The organism is Agrobacterium sp. 6Ca8 (assembly GCF_055382765.1).
On the sequence record NZ_AP026434.1, the window covers coordinates 1800508 to 1823181 of the forward strand.

General features: G+C 58.6%; 19 protein-coding genes. 8 read left to right on the forward strand and 11 right to left on the reverse strand.

The window, feature by feature from the left end; translation table 11 throughout:
- Positions 1 to 170 precede the first annotated feature (170 nt).
- Positions 171 to 1154, forward strand: coding sequence for a UDP-glucose 4-epimerase GalE (gene galE, locus ACZ5A6_RS22345; protein WP_065702975.1), 984 nt, complete (start codon positions 171 to 173; stop codon positions 1152 to 1154).
- 100 nt (positions 1155 to 1254) lie between these two features.
- Here galE and ACZ5A6_RS22350 read toward each other — a convergent pair whose 3' ends face one another.
- Entirely contained in the window at positions 1255 to 1830 is a 576-nt protein-coding gene (locus tag ACZ5A6_RS22350; RefSeq protein ID WP_004432071.1) for a PRC-barrel domain-containing protein, read from the reverse strand.
- A 238-nt stretch (positions 1831 to 2068) separates the two neighbouring features.
- Here ACZ5A6_RS22350 and ACZ5A6_RS22355 point away from each other — a divergent pair, with 238 nt between their 5' ends.
- Complete coding sequence (locus ACZ5A6_RS22355) at positions 2069 to 3793, forward strand: sensor histidine kinase (RefSeq protein ID WP_111799418.1); 1725 nt, start codon at positions 2069 to 2071, stop codon at positions 3791 to 3793.
- A 300-nt stretch (positions 3794 to 4093) separates the two neighbouring features.
- Here ACZ5A6_RS22355 and ACZ5A6_RS22360 read toward each other — a convergent pair whose 3' ends face one another.
- Entirely contained in the window at positions 4094 to 5083 is a 990-nt protein-coding gene (locus ACZ5A6_RS22360; RefSeq protein WP_035252645.1) for a sensor histidine kinase, read from the reverse strand.
- Positions 5084 to 5178: 95 nt separating this feature from the next.
- Positions 5179 to 5973: a response regulator gene (locus ACZ5A6_RS22365; RefSeq protein ID WP_004432063.1), complete on the reverse strand. Its 795-nt coding sequence runs from the start codon at positions 5971 to 5973 to the stop codon at positions 5179 to 5181.
- A gap of 137 nt (positions 5974 to 6110) precedes the next feature.
- Between ACZ5A6_RS22365 and ACZ5A6_RS22370 the strand changes: the two genes are divergently transcribed.
- Both ACZ5A6_RS22370 and ACZ5A6_RS22375 read left to right on the forward strand, forming a co-directional pair.
- Positions 6111 to 6317, forward strand: a complete 207-nt coding sequence (locus ACZ5A6_RS22370) for a NepR family anti-sigma factor (RefSeq protein WP_004432062.1) — start codon at positions 6111 to 6113, stop codon at positions 6315 to 6317.
- On the forward strand, positions 6317 to 6883 hold the full coding sequence (locus ACZ5A6_RS22375) for an RNA polymerase sigma factor (RefSeq protein WP_004432061.1): 567 nt from the start codon (positions 6317 to 6319) through the stop codon (positions 6881 to 6883). Before ACZ5A6_RS22370 ends, ACZ5A6_RS22375 begins: the two co-directional genes overlap by 1 nt.
- A 66-nt stretch (positions 6884 to 6949) precedes the next feature.
- Here the strand turns inward: ACZ5A6_RS22375 and ACZ5A6_RS22380 are convergent, their stop codons facing one another.
- On the reverse strand, positions 6950 to 7420 hold the full coding sequence (locus ACZ5A6_RS22380) for an Lrp/AsnC ligand binding domain-containing protein (protein ID WP_004432060.1): 471 nt from the start codon (positions 7418 to 7420) through the stop codon (positions 6950 to 6952).
- Between the two features lie 175 nt (positions 7421 to 7595).
- Between ACZ5A6_RS22380 and putA the strand changes: the two genes are divergently transcribed.
- Positions 7596 to 11282: a trifunctional transcriptional regulator/proline dehydrogenase/L-glutamate gamma-semialdehyde dehydrogenase gene (gene putA / locus ACZ5A6_RS22385; RefSeq protein ID WP_111799417.1), complete on the forward strand. Its 3687-nt coding sequence runs from the start codon at positions 7596 to 7598 to the stop codon at positions 11280 to 11282.
- 43 nt (positions 11283 to 11325) lie between these two features.
- Here the strand turns inward: putA and ACZ5A6_RS22390 are convergent, their stop codons facing one another.
- From ACZ5A6_RS22390 to amaB, 4 genes are all read right to left on the reverse strand, one after another.
- Positions 11326 to 12153, reverse strand: a complete 828-nt coding sequence (locus ACZ5A6_RS22390) for an ABC transporter ATP-binding protein (protein ID WP_019566504.1) — start codon at positions 12151 to 12153, stop codon at positions 11326 to 11328.
- 8 nt (positions 12154 to 12161) lie between these two features.
- Positions 12162 to 12941 carry an ABC transporter permease subunit gene (locus tag ACZ5A6_RS22395; protein ID WP_004432039.1) on the reverse strand — a complete coding sequence of 260 codons (780 nt, stop codon included), beginning with the start codon at positions 12939 to 12941 and terminating at the stop codon, positions 12162 to 12164.
- Between the two features lie 23 nt (positions 12942 to 12964).
- The gene (locus tag ACZ5A6_RS22400) at positions 12965 to 13918 is read right to left on the reverse strand and encodes an aliphatic sulfonate ABC transporter substrate-binding protein (protein ID WP_004432036.1); all 954 of its coding nucleotides are present in this window, start codon (positions 13916 to 13918) and stop codon (positions 12965 to 12967) included.
- Between the two features lie 259 nt (positions 13919 to 14177).
- Positions 14178 to 15707: an L-piperidine-6-carboxylate dehydrogenase gene (gene amaB, locus ACZ5A6_RS22405; RefSeq protein WP_013762124.1), complete on the reverse strand. Its 1530-nt coding sequence runs from the start codon at positions 15705 to 15707 to the stop codon at positions 14178 to 14180.
- 215 nt (positions 15708 to 15922) lie between these two features.
- Here amaB and ACZ5A6_RS22410 point away from each other — a divergent pair, with 215 nt between their 5' ends.
- On the forward strand, positions 15923 to 16825 hold the full coding sequence (locus ACZ5A6_RS22410; RefSeq protein WP_004432029.1) for a LysR family transcriptional regulator: 903 nt from the start codon (positions 15923 to 15925) through the stop codon (positions 16823 to 16825).
- 4 nt (positions 16826 to 16829) lie between these two features.
- On the opposite strand, the gene ACZ5A6_RS22415 is transcribed toward ACZ5A6_RS22410, so the two are convergent.
- Together ACZ5A6_RS22415 and ACZ5A6_RS22420 are read right to left on the reverse strand one after the other, a co-directional pair.
- Entirely contained in the window at positions 16830 to 17810 is a 981-nt protein-coding gene (locus ACZ5A6_RS22415) for a glutathione S-transferase family protein (RefSeq protein WP_111799416.1), read from the reverse strand.
- Between the two features lie 105 nt (positions 17811 to 17915).
- Positions 17916 to 18803, reverse strand: coding sequence for a DMT family transporter (locus ACZ5A6_RS22420; RefSeq protein WP_004432025.1), 888 nt, complete (start codon positions 18801 to 18803; stop codon positions 17916 to 17918).
- 376 nt (positions 18804 to 19179) lie between these two features.
- Here ACZ5A6_RS22420 and ACZ5A6_RS22425 point away from each other — a divergent pair, with 376 nt between their 5' ends.
- Positions 19180 to 20511: a UDP-glucose dehydrogenase family protein gene (locus ACZ5A6_RS22425; RefSeq protein ID WP_076844510.1), complete on the forward strand. Its 1332-nt coding sequence runs from the start codon at positions 19180 to 19182 to the stop codon at positions 20509 to 20511.
- A gap of 86 nt (positions 20512 to 20597) precedes the next feature.
- Positions 20598 to 21620: an NAD-dependent epimerase gene (locus tag ACZ5A6_RS22430; RefSeq protein WP_013762120.1), complete on the forward strand. Its 1023-nt coding sequence runs from the start codon at positions 20598 to 20600 to the stop codon at positions 21618 to 21620.
- Position 21621: 1 nt separating this feature from the next.
- Here ACZ5A6_RS22430 and ACZ5A6_RS22435 read toward each other — a convergent pair whose 3' ends face one another.
- On the reverse strand, positions 21622 to 22668 hold the full coding sequence (locus ACZ5A6_RS22435; RefSeq protein WP_004432010.1) for a glutathione synthase: 1047 nt from the start codon (positions 22666 to 22668) through the stop codon (positions 21622 to 21624).
- Positions 22669 to 22674 lie beyond the last annotated feature (6 nt).

Consider the following 22674-nt stretch of genomic DNA (forward strand, 5'->3'; position numbering starts at 1 on the left):
CTTCGTCAAACTCTCATTTGCTGCTGCGCATCCAGACCATGGATGCGCAGTTTTTTTTATGTTACCCGCGATGGATAGACTGGTTGATGGTGCTCAGTGCCACGCCGCCCTTATTTGAACAAAGTGAAATACAGTCTCCCGCACGTCCCGTTTTTTCTGAAAGGCGATTGATGAAGAAGAAAGTCCTTGTCGTCGGCGGTGCCGGCTATATCGGTTCGCATACCTGCCTTCTCCTGTCTGAGCGGGGATATGAACCGGTCGTTTTCGACAATCTGTCCAATGGACATGAGGAATTCGTCCGCTGGGGACCCTTCGAGCAGGGCGATATTCGCGACCGCGCGCGGCTGGACGAGGTTTTCGCCAGGCACCAGCCGGAGGCCGTACTCCACTTTGCGGCGCTGATTGAAGTCGGCGAATCGGTAAAGCAACCCGTGGCCTTCTACGACAACAACGTCATCGGTTCGCTCAACCTGCTGTCTGCCGCCATCGATGCCGGGGTCACGGCATTTGTTTTCTCCTCCACCTGCGCCACCTACGGTTTGCCGGAACAGGTGCCGATTGACGAGACGCACCGCCAGGCGCCGATCAACCCTTACGGCCGCACCAAATGGGTAGTCGAGCAGGCGCTGAAGGATTACAGCACCTATAAGGGGCTGCGCTCGGTGATGCTGCGCTATTTCAACGCCGCAGGTGCAGATTTCGAAGGCCGCATCGGCGAATGGCACAAGCCGGAAACCCACGCAATCCCGCTCGCCATCGAGGCGGCACTCGGTCGGCGTCAGGGCTTCAAGGTGTTCGGCACGGATTATGACACCCGCGACGGCACCTGCGTGCGTGACTACATCCATATTCTCGATCTTGCCGACGCCCATGTGCGGGCAGTGGACTATCTGCTGGCGGGCGGTGAAACGGTTGAACTCAACCTTGGCACCGGCACCGGCACGACTGTGAAAGAGTTGCTGGCGGCGATTTCGGACGTATCCGGCCGCCCCTTCCCGGTGGAATATACCGACCGCCGCGATGGCGATTCCACCACCCTTGTCGCCAATAACGACAAGGCAAAGGCGGTGTTGGGCTGGGAGCCGCGTTATTCCCTGTCTGATATCATCAAATCCGCCTGGGCCTGGCATTCCTCGCGCAACGCCGGGGACTGAGCGAACGCAATTTAAAACAAAAAGACACCGGCCAATGGCCGGTGTCTCTCGCGGGACGCCTGTTGAGGTCGATCCCGCTCCTGCCTCCCAGGTAAGGGGATCAGGGCTTGGTGGCGGACGTGGTGGTGCTGTCCGGAGCTGCAGGCGTTGCCGCGCTCTTTTCGCTGGCCTGCTGTTCCAGCGTCTTGAATTCCGGAGCAGCCTTCAGCGTTTCCGCCGTTTCGGTCGTCGTCAGGCGAATGGTGCCGTCCTGCGTGTTGCGGGTCATCGTTACCTTGTCCATAGGCACCGCGACATCCTTGGCACCGATACCGAGGAAACCGCCGACACCAATCACGGCTGCGACGAGACCACCGTCTTTTTCCATGATGAGGTTGGTGACGTTACCGATGCTCTCGTCGGCTGCGGTATAAACCGACTTGCCGATGTAATCATTGGCGCTGATCTGCGTTTCGCCCTGCTGGGTGATGTAAGCACCGCCCGTCGTCGCGGCCGCGCTATCATTGGCCAGAGGAGCCGCCGGCGCCATCGGGGTGGCGGGAGGCGTTGCCGGTTCGGTCTGAGCACTCGGATTTGCCGGTGCTGGCTGGGTTGTACCCTGGGCGATGGCAAGCGGCGCGAAAGCCGTCGTGCCCATCAGGGCGGCGGTGACGAGTATCGTAAGTTTCTTTGCCATTTTCGTACCTTCCTTTCATCGTTTTCGACTGGCCGGGCGGTGACGAATTTCGCTTTCCACTCCATGACCGGTTCGCTTTGCAAACGGGCTGACCATTGAAATGGTTCCGATTTTTTCAGTCGCATAGACGCGATTGCGACATTTTGCGGCTCCCGAACGAAAAAATCAGGCATTGCTAAAGGAGGATGGCGCGGTATTATCCTTGACGTAACAATGCCGTAACTGCCGGAGTTTTTGCATGCCTCAACCCGGCAAAAAACTGAAAAACACGTTCTCGGCTTTACGTCGACGCAGTGCGAATTTTTTTCCGACGGCCTCCATCGGCACCTATCTGGTGGTGATGGCAACCGTCATCACCCTGCCGCTTATCCTTTTCGGCGGCTACTTGATGCTGCGCCTTGAAAGCGAAAAGCGCGACGACCTGCAACGGGAGACGATCGAGGATGTCAGGGTCGTCAGCCGCAACATCGATAGGCGCCTGCAGGAAATCGCCACCTCCCTCAATCTGCTGTCGCAATTCCCGGAACTCGAGAATGGCAATCTCGCCGCTTTTCAGGGACGTGTTGCCGAAAGCCTGAAACGGGAGGGCCTGTACGCCATTCTGGCTACCAAGGAAGGCGAACAGTATCTCAATACCCGGGTGTCATTTGGCCAGCCTCTCAGCAAGGTGCCGGCCGAGGCCAATCTGGCCAAGGCAATCGAATCCCGTCGGATCACCGTTTCGGACATGTTTTTCGGCGCGACGAGCAAGGAGTGGGTGTTCAACGTTACCTTGCCGCTCGACCCCAATCTGGGGTCCGCCGGAGATGCCCTGATCCTGACGCAGAATACAAGTGACCTGAGCCGGCTCATTCCCACGGAAAACCTGCCGCGCAACTGGGCGGTCGCCATTATCGACGGTAACAATCGTGTTGTCGTTTCCAGTGCGCAGAATGGGGTGGAAGTGGGCAAGCCATTTGCCAGCCCCGCCATTCTTTCAGAAATGCAGGCCTTCAGCGGCAATTTCTTCGACGACAAGGGCAACCTCTTTGCCTATGCCCAATTGCCGGGCTGGCAATGGCGAACCGTGATGTGGGGGCCACTTGCCGCAAGTCAGGCAGCATTGGTCGACACGTGGCGGCAAATGATGATCGGCAGCACGATGCTGGTGCTCATCGCCATCGGCGGCGCCTATCTGGTCGGCCGGCAATTGCGCAGTTCCATTCGCGATCTCACGCTCATGGCTGAACGCATCGGTGAAGGCGAGATCGTGGCGCCCGTCGATACCAAGATCAAGGAAGCCAACCAGGTCGCCGTCGCGCTCTCCAATGCTTCCTTCGACAGAAGCCAGTCGGAAGAACGGCTGCAACTTCTGCTGCACGAACTGGTTCACCGCTCCAAGAATATTCTGACGCTGGTTCAGGCAATGATCCGGCAATTGGGGCGGGAAAACAAAAGCATCCCGGAATTCCAGAAAGAGGTGGACCACCGCCTGCGCGGTCTCGGAATGTCGATCCGGGCATTGGCGGAGGTTCAATGGCAGGGCTTGCCGATCCGTAAGCTGATCGAGACCCACCTCGACGTTTTCGGCACCGTTTCGGAACGCTTCGAGCTGTCTGGGGACGATTTCATGCTTTCTCCGGAAGCGGCGCAAAATTTCGGGCTCGTGGTGCATGAGCTGACGACAAATTCCATCAAATATGGCGCCCTGTCGGTTGCGCTCGGAAAAATCACGGTGAGCTGGAAGCCGCTCGAAAAAGATGGACGTCAGATGATTTATATCGTCTGGACCGAAACGGGCGGGCCGCCGGCGAAGGAACCAAGCCGCAAGGGCTTTGGTACCACGGTAATCAAAAGGCATGCGGAAGGCGCATTCGGCGGACAGGTGGTGACGGAGTATCGCGAAACCGGGTTCGAATGGTCGCTTGAAGCGCCGATGCGCTATTTTATACCCAAGCGACCCGATCAGGCAGGCCCGATTTGAAAAATGGCGTGCTGGATCCCCGTACCTGCAGACGAAAAGCAGCTAATTTCGCCCTCCGCAAAAAAAATACGTTTTAGTGGAACCGAATTAGGGCGGATGCATTTTTACTGCAGGCCAAGCAATTCCCCCGTCCCCGCCTGAAGCTTGGCTGACAATAAACAGGTTTCACCCCTGAAAACCTGTCATATAAAAAAAGCACGGCTCTTTCATGGGCCGTGCTTTTTTATTGCGTTCTCGCAAAAATGGCCGAAGTACTGCCTATGAGGCAGGTCTCCAGCCGAGGGCCATTATTTCGAAATTTCAAATGTCGGTGACGTCCCCGGAAGGAAATTTCAGCCGGTAGACGATCCGCTCCGGCGTGAGGTGATATTCGGCACTCCCGCCCAGTGCGGATGGAACGACCTTTTCCAGCACGACGCTGCCGAAACTGCCGCGCCTCGCCTGCGCCGGCTCTTTCGATGGCATGATCGGCTCTATCCACTCAACGATACAAAAATCGCCTTCCTGTCGGCATTGCAGCGAGATTGGCGGATGATAGGCGAGATTGCCGCTGTGGCTGACCGTATTGACGACCAGCTCATGGAAAGCCAGACCGATATAAAGCGCTCCATTCGGATTGAGCAGCAGGTTTTCACCTTCCATGTGGATGAGATTAGGATATTCCGGCACATAGAGATCGAATTGCTGGCGAAGAAGCTCGAATATGCGAGCACCTCTCCAGTCGGAATCCGTGATGAGATCCTGACTTTGGGCAAGAGCGTGTAACCGGCCCCGAAACTTGCGCAGAAAATCATCCTTGGTGAGGCTGAAACGGGCCGTCTGGCCCGCAAGGCTCTGGATGATCGCCAGGAGGTTCTTGGAACGGTGGCTGACCTCGCGCAGCAGCGAGCGCAAAAGCTGCTCGCGCCGCCGTTCCGCCGTCACCTCGCGAATGGTGGTTTTCATCACCGCCTGCTTCGCCTGGTTGAAGGTGGAATGGATCTGGAACTGGAAAACCCGGTCATTGCCGGCATTAACTTCCAGCATGCCCCGACTGCCCACCACATTCATATCTTTTTTAAGTTCGGCAAGCCGCTCTGAAAGATCGGTGCCAAACACATTTTCATCCGTGGGATGGCTATCGGTCGGCAGACGCCACACATCCGGCAGATTGGCCACGAATATATACTCGCGGTTCCAGTCTTGTAACATGACTGTCTCGCCCGAATCGAGCAAAGCGAGGACGAGCGAATCGTGTAGCTCGCTCTCGTTCCTCTCCGCGTTATGCCATGCCAGCCGATGCAAATTCATCTCCCTGCAAAAAGCCGTGAGATCACCTCACGACCGTAACCGCGAACGTCCGGGTACCGTAGTTGTTCCCGGACAGTCTACGGTTTCGGCAAATTTCACGCCGCGACGCGAGAGCTTTCGTTGAAAAACAGCGCCTGGCTGATAAGCGCTTTCACCATGTCCGGGTTGAACGGCTTCGTAACGAGGAATGTCGGCTCGGGCCGCTCACCCGTCAAAAGACGCTCAGGGAAGGCTGTAATGAAGATCACCGGCAGAGACGTCATCTGAAGGATCTCCTTCATGGCATCAAGCCCGGAGCTACCGTCTGCAAGCTGGATGTCGGCAAGGATCATCTTCGGCTGCGTGCGGTTGAAGAGATCGATCGCCTCCGCATGCGTGCGGGCAATACCCGTAACGCGATGGCCGAGATCGGTGACCATCTGCTCGATATCCATGGCGATCAGAGGTTCGTCCTCGATAATCATGATATCGGTGGCAACCTGACGGGCGATTTCAGAGGCCGCCTCATCGATCAGCTGGCCGATCTGGGCTTCAGTTACCCTCAGAACCTCTGCTGCTTCCGAAGCTGTGAACTCTTCGACCGTGGTCAGAAGGAAAGCCTGGCGGGCGAGCGCTGGTACCGCAGAGAGGTTGGCGGAAGCGCGCTTTTCCCAACCTGACAGGTTTTCATCGGCCTTTATATTGATCGTGACGGAACTAAAAATCGATACGAACAATTGATAAAGCGAAACCCGATCGTTGCTTGTCGGCGGGAAGATGCTGATATCGGCGATCAGAGCTTCAAGTGTTGCTGCAACATAGGCATCGCCAGTGGATTGAGAGCCGCAAACGGCACGCGCGAACCTGCGCAGATATGGCAGGTGCGGTGCGATGCGTGTAGAAACTGACATGGAATTCTCCCCTTTCATGCGGTCTGCAACGCAAACCCACGATAGCAACGTGCGCATCATAAAAAAAGTTCCGGATCGCCGGAACTATTTTTTTCATCGCGCATTCTTGCCACGACACAAAAGGAATACCGGACGTTATGAACATATTTCAATCGGACCAAGATTCTCCGGACAATCCGGCCAACCCTCAGGTCCCGCACTCTGGACGTGCGGTGATTTCCCGCAAGCTCAGGGAACTCTACGATGCTGTTCAGGAAGAAGGCATCCCTGACAAATTCCTCGATCTTCTCGAGAAACTCGATGAAGCCGAAAACAGAGCCAAAGACAAGGCTTCGGGGGAATGATGGCGAAAGAGCCGGAGCAGACAGAATACAATTTCAAACGGGAAATGCTGGCGGCACTGCCAAACCTGCGCGCATTCGCGATCTCACTCATCCGTTCGAGGGATCGCGCTGACGACCTCGTGCAGGATACGATCATGAAGGCCTGGGCGAAACAGGAGAGTTTCCAGCCCGGAACCAACATGCGCGCATGGCTGGTGACGATCCTGCGTAACGAATTCTACAGCCAGATTCGCAAGTCCGGCCGCGAAGTACAGGATACCGACGGGGTTTACACCTCGCGCCTGTCGGTGCCGCCAGAACAGCATGGTTCGGTAGATCTTCAGGATTTTCGTACGGCACTTGCAAAATTGCCCGACGATCAGCGCGAAGCGATATTGCTGATTGGCGCCTCCGGCTTTGCTTACGAAGAAGCAGCCGAGATTTGCGGTTGCCCGGTTGGCACGATCAAGAGCCGTGTCAGCCGCGCGCGATTGCGCCTGCAGGAACTTCTCGGCATCGAAAACGAAAACGAGTTCGGTCCTGACGCGCAGATGAGCGCCGTTACCGCCGCAGCCACCGCGCGCTGAGCTGGCAGAATTCGCAAAGCATTAGACGGGTAGGCTCGTGCCTGCCCGTTTTTCTTCGCCGCTTTGTCAGATACCGGTCTCCTTGACCGACTGCATCACGACGAATGTCGAAGTGTTGGAAACCGATGGAAGGCTGGAGATTTTTTCGCCGAGCACCCTTCGGTATTTGCGGATATCGCTGGTGCGCACCTTCAGTAGATAATCGAAGGCGCCGGCGATCATGTGGCATTCCTCCACCTCCTTGATCTTGCGCACCGCCGTGTTGAATTCCTCAAGTGCCTTTTCGCGTGTGTCGGAAAGCTTGACCTCGGCGAAGGCGATATGGTCGACGCCCAGTTTCTGCGGATTGAGCACCGCACGGAAGCCCAGAATATAACCTTCATCCACCAACCGCTTGAGCCGTGTCTGGCACGGCGTCTTGGAGAGGCCGACCCTTTTCGACAGTTGCAGCACCGACATGCGCCCGTCTTCGCTGAGGGCCTCGAGAATCTTGAGATCGAAGTGGTCCAGATCGTCTGTTTTATGACTATTTGCCATGTGATTTAACGCCAATTTTGAATAATAAAAGTTCATATGGCCTGTTCTATCCTCAAAATAGGACCATAGCAATTTTTACGGCAATGATATTGTACGCAGCAGAATGACAAGCGGCGAGCGGAGGACATGCTGCCGCTGACAGTCTGTCTTCAACAGCTTTTTCAGGATTTTCAGAATGGCCGATGGTGCAAGCAAAGCCGATGTAAACCCGCAGCAGACGGTGAACGGTATTTTCCAGAATTTTGCACCGCCCGTGCGCGAGCAGAGCCCGTTGCGCAAAGCAATTACCGCCGCTTACCGCCGCCCAGAGGAAGAGTGCCTGGCGCCTCTGATCGATGCTGCGACCGTCACGCCCGAGCAGGCCGCAGCCATTCGCACCACGGCAACCAAGCTGATCGAGGCGTTGCGCGCCAAGACGAAAGGCACCGGCGTCGAGGGGCTGGTGCAGGAATATTCGCTGTCCAGCCATGAGGGCGTGGCCCTGATGTGCCTTGCCGAAGCACTGCTGCGCATTCCCGACACCGCCACCCGCGACGCGCTGATCCGCGACAAGATTGCCCGCGGCGACTGGAAGTCCCACATTGGCGGCGGGCGCTCGCTGTTCGTCAACGCCGCAACCTGGGGTCTCGTCATCACCGGCAAGCTGACCTCGACGGTCAATGACAGCGGCCTTTCGGCGGCGCTGACCAAGCTGATCGCCAGGGCTGGCGAACCCGTCATTCGCCGCGGCGTCGATATGGCGATGCGCATGATGGGCGAGCAATTCGTGACCGGCGAAACGATTGGGGAAGCGATCAAGCGCTCGAAACCGCTGGAGGAACAGGGTTTCCAATATTCCTACGACATGCTCGGCGAAGCGGCGACCACCGCCAAGGATGCAGAGCGTTATTACAAGGACTACGAAAACGCGATCCACGCCATCGGCAAGGCCTCCGCCGGGCGTGGCATCTATGGTGGCCCCGGAATTTCCATCAAGCTTTCGGCCCTGCATCCGCGTTATGCCCGTGCGCAGGCAGAGCGGGTAATGGCGGAGCTTCTGCCGCGTGTGAAATCCCTGATGCTGCTCAGCAAGAAATACGATATCGGCCTCAACATTGACGCCGAGGAAGCTGACCGGCTGGAACTGTCGCTCGATCTTCTGGAGGAACTGGCGCTCGACAAGGATCTTGCCGGTTGGAACGGCCTAGGCTTCGTTGTGCAGGCCTATGGCCGCCGCTGCCCCTTTGTTCTCGACTACATCATCGATCTCGCCCGACGTGCCGGTCGCCGCATCATGGTGCGTCTTGTCAAGGGCGCCTACTGGGATGCGGAGATCAAGCGCGCACAGGTGGACGGGCTGGAAGACTTCCCCGTCTTCACCCGCAAAGTGCACACGGATGTCTCCTATATCGCCTGCGCCCGCAAGCTGCTTGCCGCGCGTGACGTCGTGTTCCCGCAATTTGCGACCCACAACGCCCAGTCCATGGCGACCATCTACCATCTCGCCGGTCCGGACTTCAAACTCGGCGATTATGAGTTCCAGTGCCTGCACGGCATGGGCGAACCGCTTTACAGCGAAGTCGTCGGCAAGAAGAAGCTCGATCGTCCCTGCCGCTTTTATGCGCCTGTTGGCACCCACGAGACGCTGCTAGCATATCTTGTCCGCCGTCTGCTGGAAAACGGCGCGAACTCCTCCTTCGTCAACCGCATAGCGGATCCCGCCGTGCCGGTGGCTTCCCTGCTGGAAGATCCGGTCACCGTGGTCAAGGCTTACCCCGTTCCCGGCGCACGGCACGACCGCATTGCTGCACCCGCTGGTCTCTTCGGCCCCGAACGGGCAAATTCCGCCGGCCTCGATCTTTCGAATGAAACGGCACTTGCCGCGCTGGACAACGTCCTTAAGGCAGGTGCGACGACGGAATGGAAAGCCGCAGCACCGCACGCAGGCGGAAAGACACGCCCGGTCCTCAATCCCGGCGACCACAATGATGTCGTCGGTTATGTAACCGAACCCACAGAGGCCGATGTCGAGGCGGCAATGCAACGGGCCGCAGCCTCCAACTGGTCTTCCACGCCGGTCGAGGAGCGCGCCGCCTGCCTGGAGCGCGCTGCCGACCGGATGCAGGCCGAAATGCCGGCCCTGCTTGGCCTCATCATGCGCGAGGCCGGAAAATCCATGCCGAACGCCATTGCCGAGGTGCGCGAGGCGATTGACTTCCTGCGTTATTACGCAGCGGAAGCCCGGAAGACCTTCAAGGCCAACGAGACACCGCTCGGCCCGGTCGTCTGCATCAGCCCGTGGAACTTCCCGCTTGCCATCTTCATCGGCCAGGTAACGGCAGCACTGGTTGCCGGTAATCCGGTACTGGCAAAGCCCGCCGAAGAAACCCCGTTGATCGCAGCGCAGGGTGTGCGCCTGCTGCATGAGGCAGGCGTTCCGCAGGACGCCGTGCAACTTCTGCCAGGTGACGGCAAGACCGGTGCGGCACTTGTCGGCTCAGCGCTCACGGCGGGTGTGATGTTCACCGGATCCACGGAAGTGGCGCGGCTCATCCAGGGTCAACTCGCAGGCCGGGTTCTCGCAAACGGCCAGCCCGTTCCCCTGATTGCCGAGACCGGCGGCCAGAACGCCATGATCGTCGATTCCTCAGCGCTTGCCGAGCAGGTCGTCGCCGACGTCATCGCCTCTGCCTTCGACAGTGCCGGCCAGCGTTGCTCGGCGCTTCGCATTCTCTGCCTGCAGGAAGATGTGGCCGACCGCACCCTGACGATGCTGAAAGGCGCGCTGCACGAACTGCGCATCGGGCGCACCGATAGCCTTTCCGTCGATGTCGGCCCCGTGATCACCGCTGAAGCTAAAGGCATCATCGAAAAACACGTCGACCACATGCGGGCACTCGGCCACCGGATCGAGCAGATTTCGCTTGCCGGCGAAACCGGCAAGGGCACCTTCGTGCCACCGACAATCATCGAGATGAAATCGCTCGCCGATCTGAAGAAAGAGGTCTTCGGGCCGGTGCTGCACGTCATCCGGTTCAAGCGCGACAATCTCGACCGGCTGATCGACGAGATCAACGCCACCGGCTATGGCCTGACCTTCGGCCTGCATACGCGTCTTGACGATACCATCCAGCATGTCCTGTCGCGCGTCGCGGCCGGTAATCTCTATGTGAACCGCAACATCATCGGCGCCGTGGTCGGCGTCCAGCCCTTTGGCGGGCGTGGCCTCTCCGGCACCGGCCCCAAGGCGGGCGGCCCGCTCTATCTCGGCCGCGTCACACAAACCGCGCCGAAGATCGACCGCGTTGCCAGCCAGCAGGACCAGGCGGCTATCGATCTCGCCCGCTGGCTGGATGAAAACGGCCAGAGCGTTGCAGCCGAAGCCGCAAGACAGGCCGCAGCCCTCTCCGGCCTCGGTTTCGAAACCGAACTGGCAGGCCCAGTCGGCGAACGCAACGTCTATGCGCTGCATCCGCGCGGCAAGGTGCTGCTTATTCCGGCCACCGAGCAAGGGCTCTATCGCCAGCTTGCGGCAGCGCTTGCCACCGGCAACTCGGTCGTTATCGATAATGCGTCGGGGCTGGAAAAGTCGATCTACGGATTGCCGGCAACCGTCACCTCGCGCATCACCTGGGCTGACAGCTGGGAAAAATCCGCCCCCTTCGCCGGCGCGCTGATCGAGGGCGATGCGGAACGTGTCGTTGCGATCAACAAGAAAATCGCCGCCCTGCCCGGTCCTCTGGTTCTGGTTCAGGCCGCCACGACGGAAGCGCTTGACCGTGAAACCCAGCCCTACAATCTCGACTGGCTGGTGGAAGAAGTCTCCGTCAGCGTCAACACAACGGCTGCCGGCGGCAATGCCAGCCTGATGAGCATCGGCTGATTATCTGGTTCCGGCAGGGTCTCGACCCTGCCGGTCCATCACATCACCCACCGATTTCACCACGACCGAAAAGCTGGTTCAGAACCTGCTCTTCAAGCCGCGCGAATTCCGGGGTGCCGTGTCGGCGCGGACGCGGCAGTTTCACATCGAGATCAAGGGCGATGCGCCCCTCATCAATCACGACGATGCGGTCTGCAAGTGCGACGGCTTCCGAAACATCGTGCGTAACGAGAACGGCGGTGAATTTCTGCTTGCGCCAGATGCGCTCCAGCAGAAGCTGCATTTCGATGCGGGTGAGCGCATCGAGCGCCCCGAGGGGTTCATCCAACGCCAGAATTTGCGGATGCGCCACCAGCGCGCGTGCCAGCGCCACGCGCTGCTTCTGGCCTCCAGACAGGACATAGGGCCACTCGCCCGCCCGGTCCTTTAGCCCAACCTCTTCGAGAATGGCAAGCGCCTGCTCGTTGGCCGCCTCACCTTTGGCGATGCCGGTCAGGCCCACGGATACATTGTTTGCGATGCGCTCCCATGGCAGAAGGCGCGGCTCCTGAAACATCATGCGAGTGCGGCTCGATGCGTCTTTCGAAACGGTGCCGCTTGTGGGCGCATCAAGACCGGCCAAGATACGCAAAAGCGTGCTCTTGCCGCATCCACTCTTGCCGATAATAGCCAGAAACTCGCCTTCCCGCACATCGAGATCGATGCCGCGCAGAACCGGTTTATCGCCAAAGGTCTTGGTCACATTGCGGAAGCTGAAAGCGACCTTGCTGTCGTCCTGCTTGCCGCGCTGTTCAACCTTGGTCTCTGCCCCGGAAGGGGAGGATGATGGGGCATCGGGGCGTCTCAACGTCGTAACATTGCTGGTCGACATGGGTTACCTCAGACTTTCTTGAAGGCTGGATGCCACTGCAGGAAGATGCTTTCGAGGAAGCGGGCGAAACTGTCCGCCAGCTTGCCAAGAAGCGCGTAAATAAGGATCGACAGCACGACGACATCGATAAGCAGGAACTCGCGCGCCTGCATGGCCATGTAGCCGAGGCCGGAAGAGGAGGAAATCGTTTCCGCCACGATAAGCGTCAGCCACATGATGCCGAGCGCATAACGCAGGCCGGTGAAAATGGACGGCAGCGCGCCGGGCAGGATCACCCGCCGGAACAGGGTGAAGGGCGACATGCCATAGGTACGCCCCATCTCCACCAGTTGCGGATCGACCCCCTGAATGCCGAGCAGCGTGTTGATGTAGATGGGGAAAAACACTCCGAGTGCCACGAGGAAAAGCTTTGCCTCCTCGTCGATGCCGAACCAGAGGATGACGAGCGGAATGAGCGCCAGATGCGGGATGTTGCGGATCATCTGCAGCGTCGTGTCGGTAAAGCTGCGGGAAAACCGCGACAGTCCGTTGGCCAGCCCGAAGATGAAGCCAATCGCGCCGCCAACGGCGAAACCGGCCAGAGCGCGAGCGGAGCTGACGCCGATATTGGCGATGAGTTCCCCCGAAAGCAAAAGCCGCCAGAAGGCTTCCGCGACGGCAGAGGGAGCCGGCAGGACGTTTGCCGAAATGAGGCCGACGCGGGCAGCAAGCTCCCAGCCGGCAAGAATGATGGCAGGAAGCAACCAGCCCGTGATGCTTCCTGCCTCGATACGCCTTCTGATGCTCATCGCGAAGCCCTCCGTATCCGGGATCAGTTGGTGGCGCCTGACCAGACGGCATCCTTGATGCTGATCTGCTTAGGGATCAGGCCCAGGCGATAAAAGCGGTCGGCAGTTTCCTGCTGGCTGGCAATGATCTTGTCATCGATTTTCGAAATACCGAATTCCGAACGGTTCGCAGCCAACGTCTGCGCTTCCAGCGGTACACCTGTCACCTCATGCAGGGCTGCTGCAACCTTGTCGCGGTTGGCGGCGGACCATTTGGCCGCCTCGCCCAGGGCATCAAGCGTGATATTGATGGTGTCGGCATGGGATTTGGCATAGTCGCGGTTGGCGAGGAAATAGGTGCTCACGTTGAGAACCTCGCTGGTGCGGGCCAGAGTGACGGGCTTATAGCGGGTCTCGGCAATTGCATAGAACGGATCCCAGACGGCCCAGGCGTCGATCTTGTCGCTGGCAAAGGCTGCCGCCGCGTCAGCCGGGCTGAGATAGACCACGTCGATATCGCTAAATTTCAGGCCGTTCTTCTCAATTGCCGCCACCAGCAGATTGTGGGCGCTTGTGCCCTTGCCGACGCCGACCTTCTTGCCTTTCAGATCGGCAACCGACTTTATACCGCTCTCGGGCTTGGTGAAGATCGCCTCACCTTTACCGTTCGAGGGAAGAGCCGCAACGTAAACGATGGCCGAACCGGCGGCCTGACCGAAGATTGGCGGCGCATCGCCCGTCCAGCCGACATTGATGGAGCCAACATTCAAGGCCTCCACCAGCGGCGGGCCTGCGGTGAATTCGACCCACGAAACCTTGACGCCCTTGGCCTCAAGCGCCTTTTCGATGACGCCCTGTTGCCTCGCGATCACCGGCAGGCCGGTTTTCTGATAACCGATCTTCAGCTCTTCCGCCGCCTGCGCCTGCAAGGGCAGCACGGATAATGCAGCGGCAACAAGAAAACTGGCGGAGAGGGCACGACGGGTAATGGCTGGCATTTTAGCTCCTTGTCGCCGACCCCCCTGGGGCCGGTTTGCGATATGGAGCAATGCTAGGGTTTTCGATGAAAACGATAGAGAGAGGATAATTCAATATCAGCGATATTGCGGGAATAAAATTCCGCAGAGACGCCTCTTTCCCGCAAATCATCGCAGGAGGCATTAACAAGCCTGCTTAACAGACGAATGCCGGTGCGGACTGGCCGCACCGGCATGATGGATCAATATCGCTATCGAATGCGCAAACTTGCGAAGCGATTTACTCGATATCGAAGGAAACGCCCTGCGCCAAAGGCAGCGCCTTGGAGTAGTTGATCGTGTTGGTGGCGCGGCGCATATAGGCCTTCCATGCATCCGAACCGGATTCGCGGCCACCGCCGGTTTCCTTTTCACCACCGAATGCGCCGCCGATTTCCGCGCCCGAGGTTCCGATATTGACGTTGGCGATGCCGCAATCCGAGCCTTCCGAGGACAGGAAACGTTCCGATTCCTGAATGTCACGGGTGAAGATCGACGACGACAGACCAGCGGCAACGGCGTTATGCGCGTCAATCGCCTGATCGAGATCGCTGTACTTCATCACATAAAGGATCGGCGCGAAGGTCTCTTCCAACACCGGCCCTGCCTGTTCAGGCATTTCGACAAGTGCCGGCTTTACATAATAGGCATCCGGCGCACCCGTATCCACGCGCCCGCCGCCATTCACCACGCCGTCATGCGCCTTGGCCGCTTCGAGCGCCTTCTGCATGCCGTCGAAAGCCGCCTTGTCCACCAGCGGTCCGACAAGCGCCGATGTTTCGAGCGGATTGCCGACGGAGACGGAGGCGTAGGCCTTTTTCAGACGCGGCACGAGCTGGTCGTAAACACTGTCATGCACGAAGAGACGGCGAAGCGTGGTGCAGCGCTGGCCGGCCGTGCCCATGGCGCCGAAGGCAATGGCGCGCAGCGCCATGTCGAGATCGGCAGACGGGCAGACGATGCCGGCATTGTTGCCGCCCAGTTCCAGAATGGCGCGGGCGAAGCGCTTCGCCAGACGCGGGCCGACATCGCGGCCCATGCGGGTGGAACCGGTTGCAGAAACCAGGGGAACCTTGGGGTTGTCCACCAATGCTTCACCAACGGCGCGGTCGCCGATCAGAAGCTGCGACAGCCCTTCCGGCGCATCGCCAAAACGGGCTACGGCACGTTCGAAGATGCCCTGAACCGCAAGTGCCGTCAGCGGGGTCTTTTCAGATGGCTTCCAGACCACCGAATTGCCGCAGACTAGCGCGAGCGCCGCGTTCCACGACCAGACCGCGACCGGAAAATTGAAAGCGGAGATAACGCCGACAACGCCGAGCGGATGCCAGGTTTCCATCATACGGTGGCCGGGGCGTTCGGTGGCGATGGTGAGGCCGTAAAGCTGGCGGGACAAACCGACCGCGAAATCGCAGATATCGATCATCTCCTGCACTTCGCCGAGACCTTCGGACGGGACCTTGCCCGCTTCCAGCGAGACGAGCCGACCGAGATCTGCCTTGAAGGAGCGCAGTTCTTCGCCCAGAAGCCGGATCAGTTCGCCACGGCGCGGAGCAGGCACGTTGCGCCAAATCTTGAAGGCGGCATCGGCCTTGTCGACCACGGCTGCGACACCCTCGACCGAAATGGTCTTGAGGCTAGCGATCTGTTCACCCGTTACCGGGCTGAACGACGCCATATCGCCGCCGGTATAAAGATCGCGGGCGACGCCCATTCTGTCGAGCAGGGCCGCGGCTTCCTGTTTCACGTCAAGCTTCGTGGTCGCATCCATGTCAAATTATCCTTTTTGGCTCAAAGGGGAGGAAAGGCCGTTTTTGATACGGCGCTTTCAACTCCCGTCGCTCTTCTTTCCCCGAATTTATCATTTTGTGAAACGGTGCCTCCGTCGAAGCCGGCAAAACACCATTCCATTCTTTCCCGTAATCATATATGGCCATAATGACCCTTTTCCAATGAGGAAAGCGGGTAAGTTGATGCGAGAATGGTATGGATCCGCGCAGAAGACTGGTCCCTGATATCGTAACCCTGCAAGCATTCGAGTGTGCCGCAAGGCATGGGAATTTTACCCGTGCGGCGGAAGAACTCAACCTCACGCAAAGTGCGGTCAGCCGGCAGATCGGCGAACTCGAGGCGCAGACCGGAATGCAGCTTTTCGAACGCATCCGCCGGCGCGTCGTCCTTTCGGAAGCGGGTCGCAAATTCCTGCCAGACGTGCGGCGCCTGTTGCAGCAATCCGAACAGCTGATGGTGCGCGCGGTCTCGGCCGGAACATCGCATGCATCACTTTCCGTCGCCACCCTGCCAACCTTCGGCAGCCGATGGCTGATGCCCCGTCTTCACCGCTTCATCGACGCCAACCCGGAAATGACCATCACCATCGGCTCGCGCTCGCACCCCTTCGATTTCGATGAGGAAGGTTTCGACCTCGCCATCCATTACGGCCAGCCGGTCTGGGCTCACGGCACCTGCACCTTTTTATGCAACGAAGTGATCGTGCCGGTCGCCAGCCCCGCTCTGCTTCAGCGCGCGGGAATGAGAGAGCCGGAGGATTTTAACCGACAACCGTTGCTACACGTGACCACACGGCCGAAACTATGGACTGAGTGGCTGGAGATGAATGGGGTAACGGCGGAGAATGCCTATAGAGGCAGCCGTTTCGACCAGTTTTCTATGATCATTGAAGCAGCCATAAGCGGCATCGGTTTTGCCCTTCTGCCAAAATATCTGATCGAGGCGGAACTCGTCTCCGGCCGTCTCGAAATCGTCTTCGACATTCCACTGCAAACCGACAAGAGCTATTACGTCGCCTTGCCGGAAGGGCGGCAGGACAATGTCCTTGCCCGCGCCTTCCAGGCATGGCTTCTCGATCAGGTCGGCAAGCCGGCCTAGATATTCACACAGTGCCGCCGATGGAAACCTCGTCAAGCCCCGGCAGATCGGGGCCGACCGGCACGATCCGGGTCGGATTGAGCGCCTTGATCGAATAATAACCGCGCTTGATGTGGTCGATATTGACCGTGTCACGCACGCCCGGAATGTTCAGCACCCGCATCATATAGGCCTGCAGGGCCCGATAGTCGGCAATGCGGCGAAGGTTGCACTTGAAGAGGCCGTAATAGGCGGCATCGAAACGCACCAGCGTCACGAAAAGCCTGACATCCGTTTCCGTCAGGCGATCGCCGAAGAGGAAGGGACCGCCTGATGCCAGGCGAGTTTCAAGTTCCTGAAGTGTCGCGAAGACGTCGGCGAAGGCTTCCTCATAGGCAAGCTGGGTGGTGGCAAAACCGGTTCTGTAGACACCGTTGTTGAGGCGGGGATAGATATGGTCGTTGAGCGCATCAATCGCGTCCCGCAGATCTTCCGGATAAAGATCGATGTCGTTATCGGCCAGATCGCCGAAGCCGGAATTCAGCATGCGGAGAATGTCGGCGGATTCGTTGTTGACGATGGTTTTCGTCTTCTTGTCCCAAAGAACCGGAACGGTGGCACGGCCGGTATAATGCGGATCGGCGCTGGTATAGGCTTCGTGCATATAAGCGAAGCCGTTCAGCCCGTCGCGATCCGAACCTGGATAATCGCCGAATTTCCAACCCTCGTCGGAGAGCGCCGGCTCCACAATTGAGACCGAAATGACATCCTCGAGCTTCTTGAGCTTGCGGCCGATCAGCGTGCGTGAGGCCCATGGACAAATCAGCGCGACATAGAGATGATAGCGCCCAGCCTCGGCCTTGAAACCGCCCTCTCCCGTCGGGCCTGCTGAACCATCAGACGTTACCCAGTTGCGGAAGCCGGATGTCTGGCGAACGAAACCACCCTTCTTGTCGGTCGCCTGCACCGGGTGCCATTCGGCGGTCCACTTTCCATCCACGAGCATTTTGGGCTCTCCATTCATCTATCGATGAAAAGCTTATGGGGCCGTCTGCACCCACCCCGCAAGCCGCGCTTCGGTTGACGCACTGTTTCCGATCGATGGATGACTTCAAAGCCGATTGCGGAAAAACGGATTCCAGCGAACTGTGCCGAGCCTGACCCTTTCGCGGATCATCGTCAGAAGTCCAGATGCGGCGATGACACCCAGCCCAAGCACCGCGATCGCATCTGGATATTCGTGGAAGAAAGTCATGCCGATCGCCACGGCCCAGAGGATCTGAGAATAATGCGAGGGTGCAATCTGGCTGGCCGGCGCGATACGTGTTGCGACGAGCAGCGTTATCTGTCCCGTCGCCGTGCAGAGGCCGATGAAGGCAAAGGCGGCGAACTGGTGCAGATTGGGCATGACGAACTCGGGAATCGAGGCAATGCCGTTGAAGGTGAGGCCGTAGACCAAAAGCACGCCCATTATCGAGGTGCGCTTCTCCTTGCCCGCAAGCGAGCGGAGCAGCACGATGGTCATCGCCGCCAGGAATGCGACACCGATGGCTGCGACGTGCCCGAGTTCCAGCGCCTTGAAGCCGGGCCGCACGACGAGCAGAACACCGACGATGCCGGCCAGAACGGCCGCCCAGCGCCATGGCCCTATATCTTCCTTCAATACGACAGCCGACAGCACTGTCACAAACAGCGGTGAGAGAAAGATCAGCGCATAGGCTTCGGCCAGCGGAATGGTTGTGAAGGCATAGATACCGAGAATACCGGCGAACAGGCCGGAAATCGCCCGCCCGTGCACCGCAAACGGACGGCTCATGCGCCAGAATTCACGCCACCTTTCCTCACGCGGCTTGCTGAAGAAGATGAAGATGCCGGAAAACAGGATGCTGAAAAAGCCGATCTCGAAAACGCTGATCTGTGATCCAAGCGACTTGATCGTGGCATCGCCCAAGGAAAAGGTCGCATAAGCGAACAGACCGAGCAGAAAACCCTTTTGCATTTGAACTTCCCCGAACAGCGACCGCAACGCAAAGCGCACCCCGGCCGCTTAAAGCAACCCGGACGCCCCTTAAGGGACAGACAGTCTGGCAGATTTGATCCTCACCCTATGGCTAGACCCGGCTACCTATGAGTGCAAGCCGCAAAAGCCGCAAAAACACCCGATCCGACCGCATCGATGCAGATGGCAGCAAGGTGCGGCAAATTTGTCCCGCCGACGCCATCATATCACCGTCACGGAAAGAGGTTAGCCCGTGTTGATCGTGGCGCTTGGCGGCAAGCGTGAAGGCGGCTAAACAATGTGGTGTGATTGCACCCGCTGATTTCGCCTGAAGCTTGCTGCGCGAACATCGCCTCACGAACCGAAAGGAAGAAGAATGCGGATAGTGATGATCGGTGCCGGTTATGTCGGCCTTGTTTCCGGTGCGTGTTTTGCCGATTTCGGCCATGACGTGATCTGCGTGGACAAGATGCCGGAGAAGATCGAAGCGCTGAAAAGCGGCCATATCCCGATCTTCGAACCGGGTCTGGAAGTCATCGTTGCCAACAACGCCAAGGCGGGCCGATTGAGCTTCACCACCGATCTCTCCTCCGCGGTTGCCAATGCCGATGTCGTCTTCATCGCGGTCGGCACGCCCTCGCGGCGCGGCGACGGCCACGCCGATCTCGGTTATGTCTATGCGGCGGCGAAAGAAATCGCCCATTCGCTTGAAGGCTTCACCGTCATCGTCACCAAGTCTACCGTTCCCGTCGGCACGGGGGACGAGGTGGAACGCATCATCCGCGAAGAAAACCCTTCGGCCGATTTTGCCGTGGTTTCCAATCCGGAATTTCTCCGGGAAGGCGCGGCCATCGAGGATTTCAAGCGACCGGACCGCATCGTCGTCGGTCTTTCCGACGAGCGCGCCCGCCCGGTGATGACGGAGGTTTACCGTCCGCTCTATCTCAACCAGTCGCCTTTGCTCTTCACCACCAGGCGCACTTCGGAACTGATCAAATATGCCGCCAACGCCTTTCTGGCGATGAAGATCACCTTTATCAACGAAATGGCGGATCTATGCGAAAAGGTCGGCGCCAATGTTCAGGATATTTCGCGCGGCATCGGCCTCGATGGCCGCATCGGCGCGAAGTTCCTGCATGCCGGCCCCGGTTATGGCGGCTCCTGTTTCCCCAAGGATACGCTGGCGCTTGCCAAGACCGCACAGGACTATGACGCCCCTGTGCGGCTGATCGAGACCACCATCGCCATCAACGACAACCGCAAGCGCGCCATGGGCCGCAAGGTCATCAACGCGGTGGGTGGCGACGTGCGCGGCAAGAAGATCGCCGTCCTTGGCCTGACCTTCAAGCCCAATACCGACGATATGCGCGACAGCCCGGCGATTGCCATCATCCAGACCCTCCAGGACGGCGGCGCCAAGGTGGTCGGCTACGATCCGGAGGGAATGGTGAATGCCCGCCATGTGATCGAGGGTATCGACTATGCCAGCGGTCCCTACGAGGCTGCCGAAGGCGCCGATGCCCTCGTGATCGTGACGGAATGGAACCAGTTCCGCGCACTCGATCTGCCGCGCCTGAAGGCCATCATGAAAAACCCCGTTCTGGTTGATCTGCGCAATATCTACCGCACGGACGAGGTCACCGGGCACGGCTTCGTTTATGCCGGCATTGGCCGCCCGCACGACAGCAGTTCCGACAAGGGCCAATAGCGGTTTCGCCTTCGAAGTTTCATTAAAACGGTTTTTGCGCTTCGGTTCGGCCGCAAACGCACCAACGGATGTGGGATATAGTCATCATGCGTTATCTGGTTACCGGCACCGCGGGCTTCATCGGTTTTTACGTTGCCAAACGGCTGCTCGATGCCGGCCATTTCGTAACCGGTTTCGACGGCATGACGAAATATTACGATGTCAGCCTGAAAGAAAAACGCCATGCGATCCTTTCCCGCTCCAACGGTTTCAGGGCCGAAATCGGCATGCTGGAAGACACTGATGCACTGAAGCGCGCGGCAGAGGCTGCCGAACCGGAAATCATAATTCACCTCGCCGCGCAGGCGGGTGTTCGCTACAGCCTCGAAAATCCACGCGCCTATATCGATTCCAATCTCATCGGATCGTGGAACATGCTGGAGCTTGCCAAGAACCTGCGTGTCAAACACCTGATGCTGGCTTCGACTTCCTCCATCTACGGCGCCAATGAAAAAATTCCCTTTGCGGAAAGCGACAAGGCCGACGAGCCGATGACGCTTTATGCGGCCACCAAAAAATCGATGGAATTGATGGCGCACAGCTACGCCCATCTTCACAAATTGCCCACCACAGCCTTCCGTTTCTTCACGGTTTACGGACCGTGGGGACGGCCGGACATGGCTCCGATCAAATTCGTCGACGCCATCTCGAACGGCGAGCCGATCGATATTTACGGCCAAGGCAATATGAGCCGCGACTTCACCTATATCGATGACCTCGTTGAAGGTATCGTCCGGCTGAGCCAGGTCATTCCGTCCGAGGAAAACCGGGTAACTGAGGAAGGCGTCACCGACACGCTGTCGCACCACGCACCCTTCCGCATCGTCAATATTGGCGGCGGCCAGCCGGTAGAGCTGATGCACTTTGTCGAAACGGTCGAAAAGGCGGTCGGCAGGCCGGCAATCCGAAACATGTTGCCGATGCAGCAGGGCGACGTCCCCCGCACCTTCGCTTCACCCGATCTTCTGAGGGCCTTGACGGGCTATGTGCCGCAAACCCCGGTCGAGGAGGGCATCAAGGCCCTCGTCGCCTGGTATCGTGACATGCAGTCGACAGAGCTGCGCGAATAAATCAAAGCGTCGCCAGCAGACGATTGGAAAGCATGCCGCCGGAAGCGCTCTGCATGGCGATCTTGGTTTCCACGGCTTCGATGATCGTATCGCTGAAATCGACATCGGTGAGGTCACGGATGTTGGAGAGACCGCCGGGCGAAAACACGTTGACCTCCAGTATCTTGTCGCCGACAATATCAAGCCCGACCAGGAACATACCGTCTTCCACCAGCTTCGGCCGCATCATTTCGGCAAGCGCCACAATCTCGTCCGTCACCTTCACGGCCTCGGCAGTGCCCTTGGCGTGAATGTTGGAGCGCAGATCGCCTTTTGCCGGAACGCGGCGCAAAGCCGCATATTGTCCGTCGCGCATCAGAGGCTTGCCATTCATCATGAAGAACCGAATATCGCCATCCTTGGCGGCCGGCAGATAGGCCTGTGCGATCAAGTAACCTTCGAGACTGACCGCCTCGAAAATCTGGTTGAGATTGGCCTCCTTGCTGGAGCCGATCTTGAAGACGTTCTTGCCGCCTGAACCCTGCAGCGGCTTGACGATGACACCCTTAGGGTGGGTATCCGCAAATGCGCGGATTTCATCGACATTGCGCGAGATGATCGTGGTCGGGCGTACGATTTCCGGAAAGCTCTGGAAATAGAGCTTGTTCTGCGCCAGCGCCAATCCTTCCGGGTCGTTCAAAACCACAACGCCGCGCTGTTCTGCCAGCCGCCCGAACAGAATGCCGGCATGCACCGCCCATGGCCGCGTCGTCTGATCCAGCGAGGGATCGTTGCGCAGCATCAGCGCGTCGATTTCCTCTACATCCATGGTACGCCGTTCCAGTGCTTTGTCCTGAAGTGCCGCGTGAAAAGCATCGGCTTTCTTGTATTTGGCCTTCGGTAGAACGGTGGCGTGTACGGTCAGGCTATCATCCGAGCGCAAGGTAAAATCGCCAGGCGTCAGATACACCACCTCGTGACCGCGATTGAGCGCCGCCATGGCCAGCAGGCCGGTTGCGAAAGTAGGCCCCTCGGTTTCAATGGAATTGACGAAAAATGCGATACGCATAAGCCC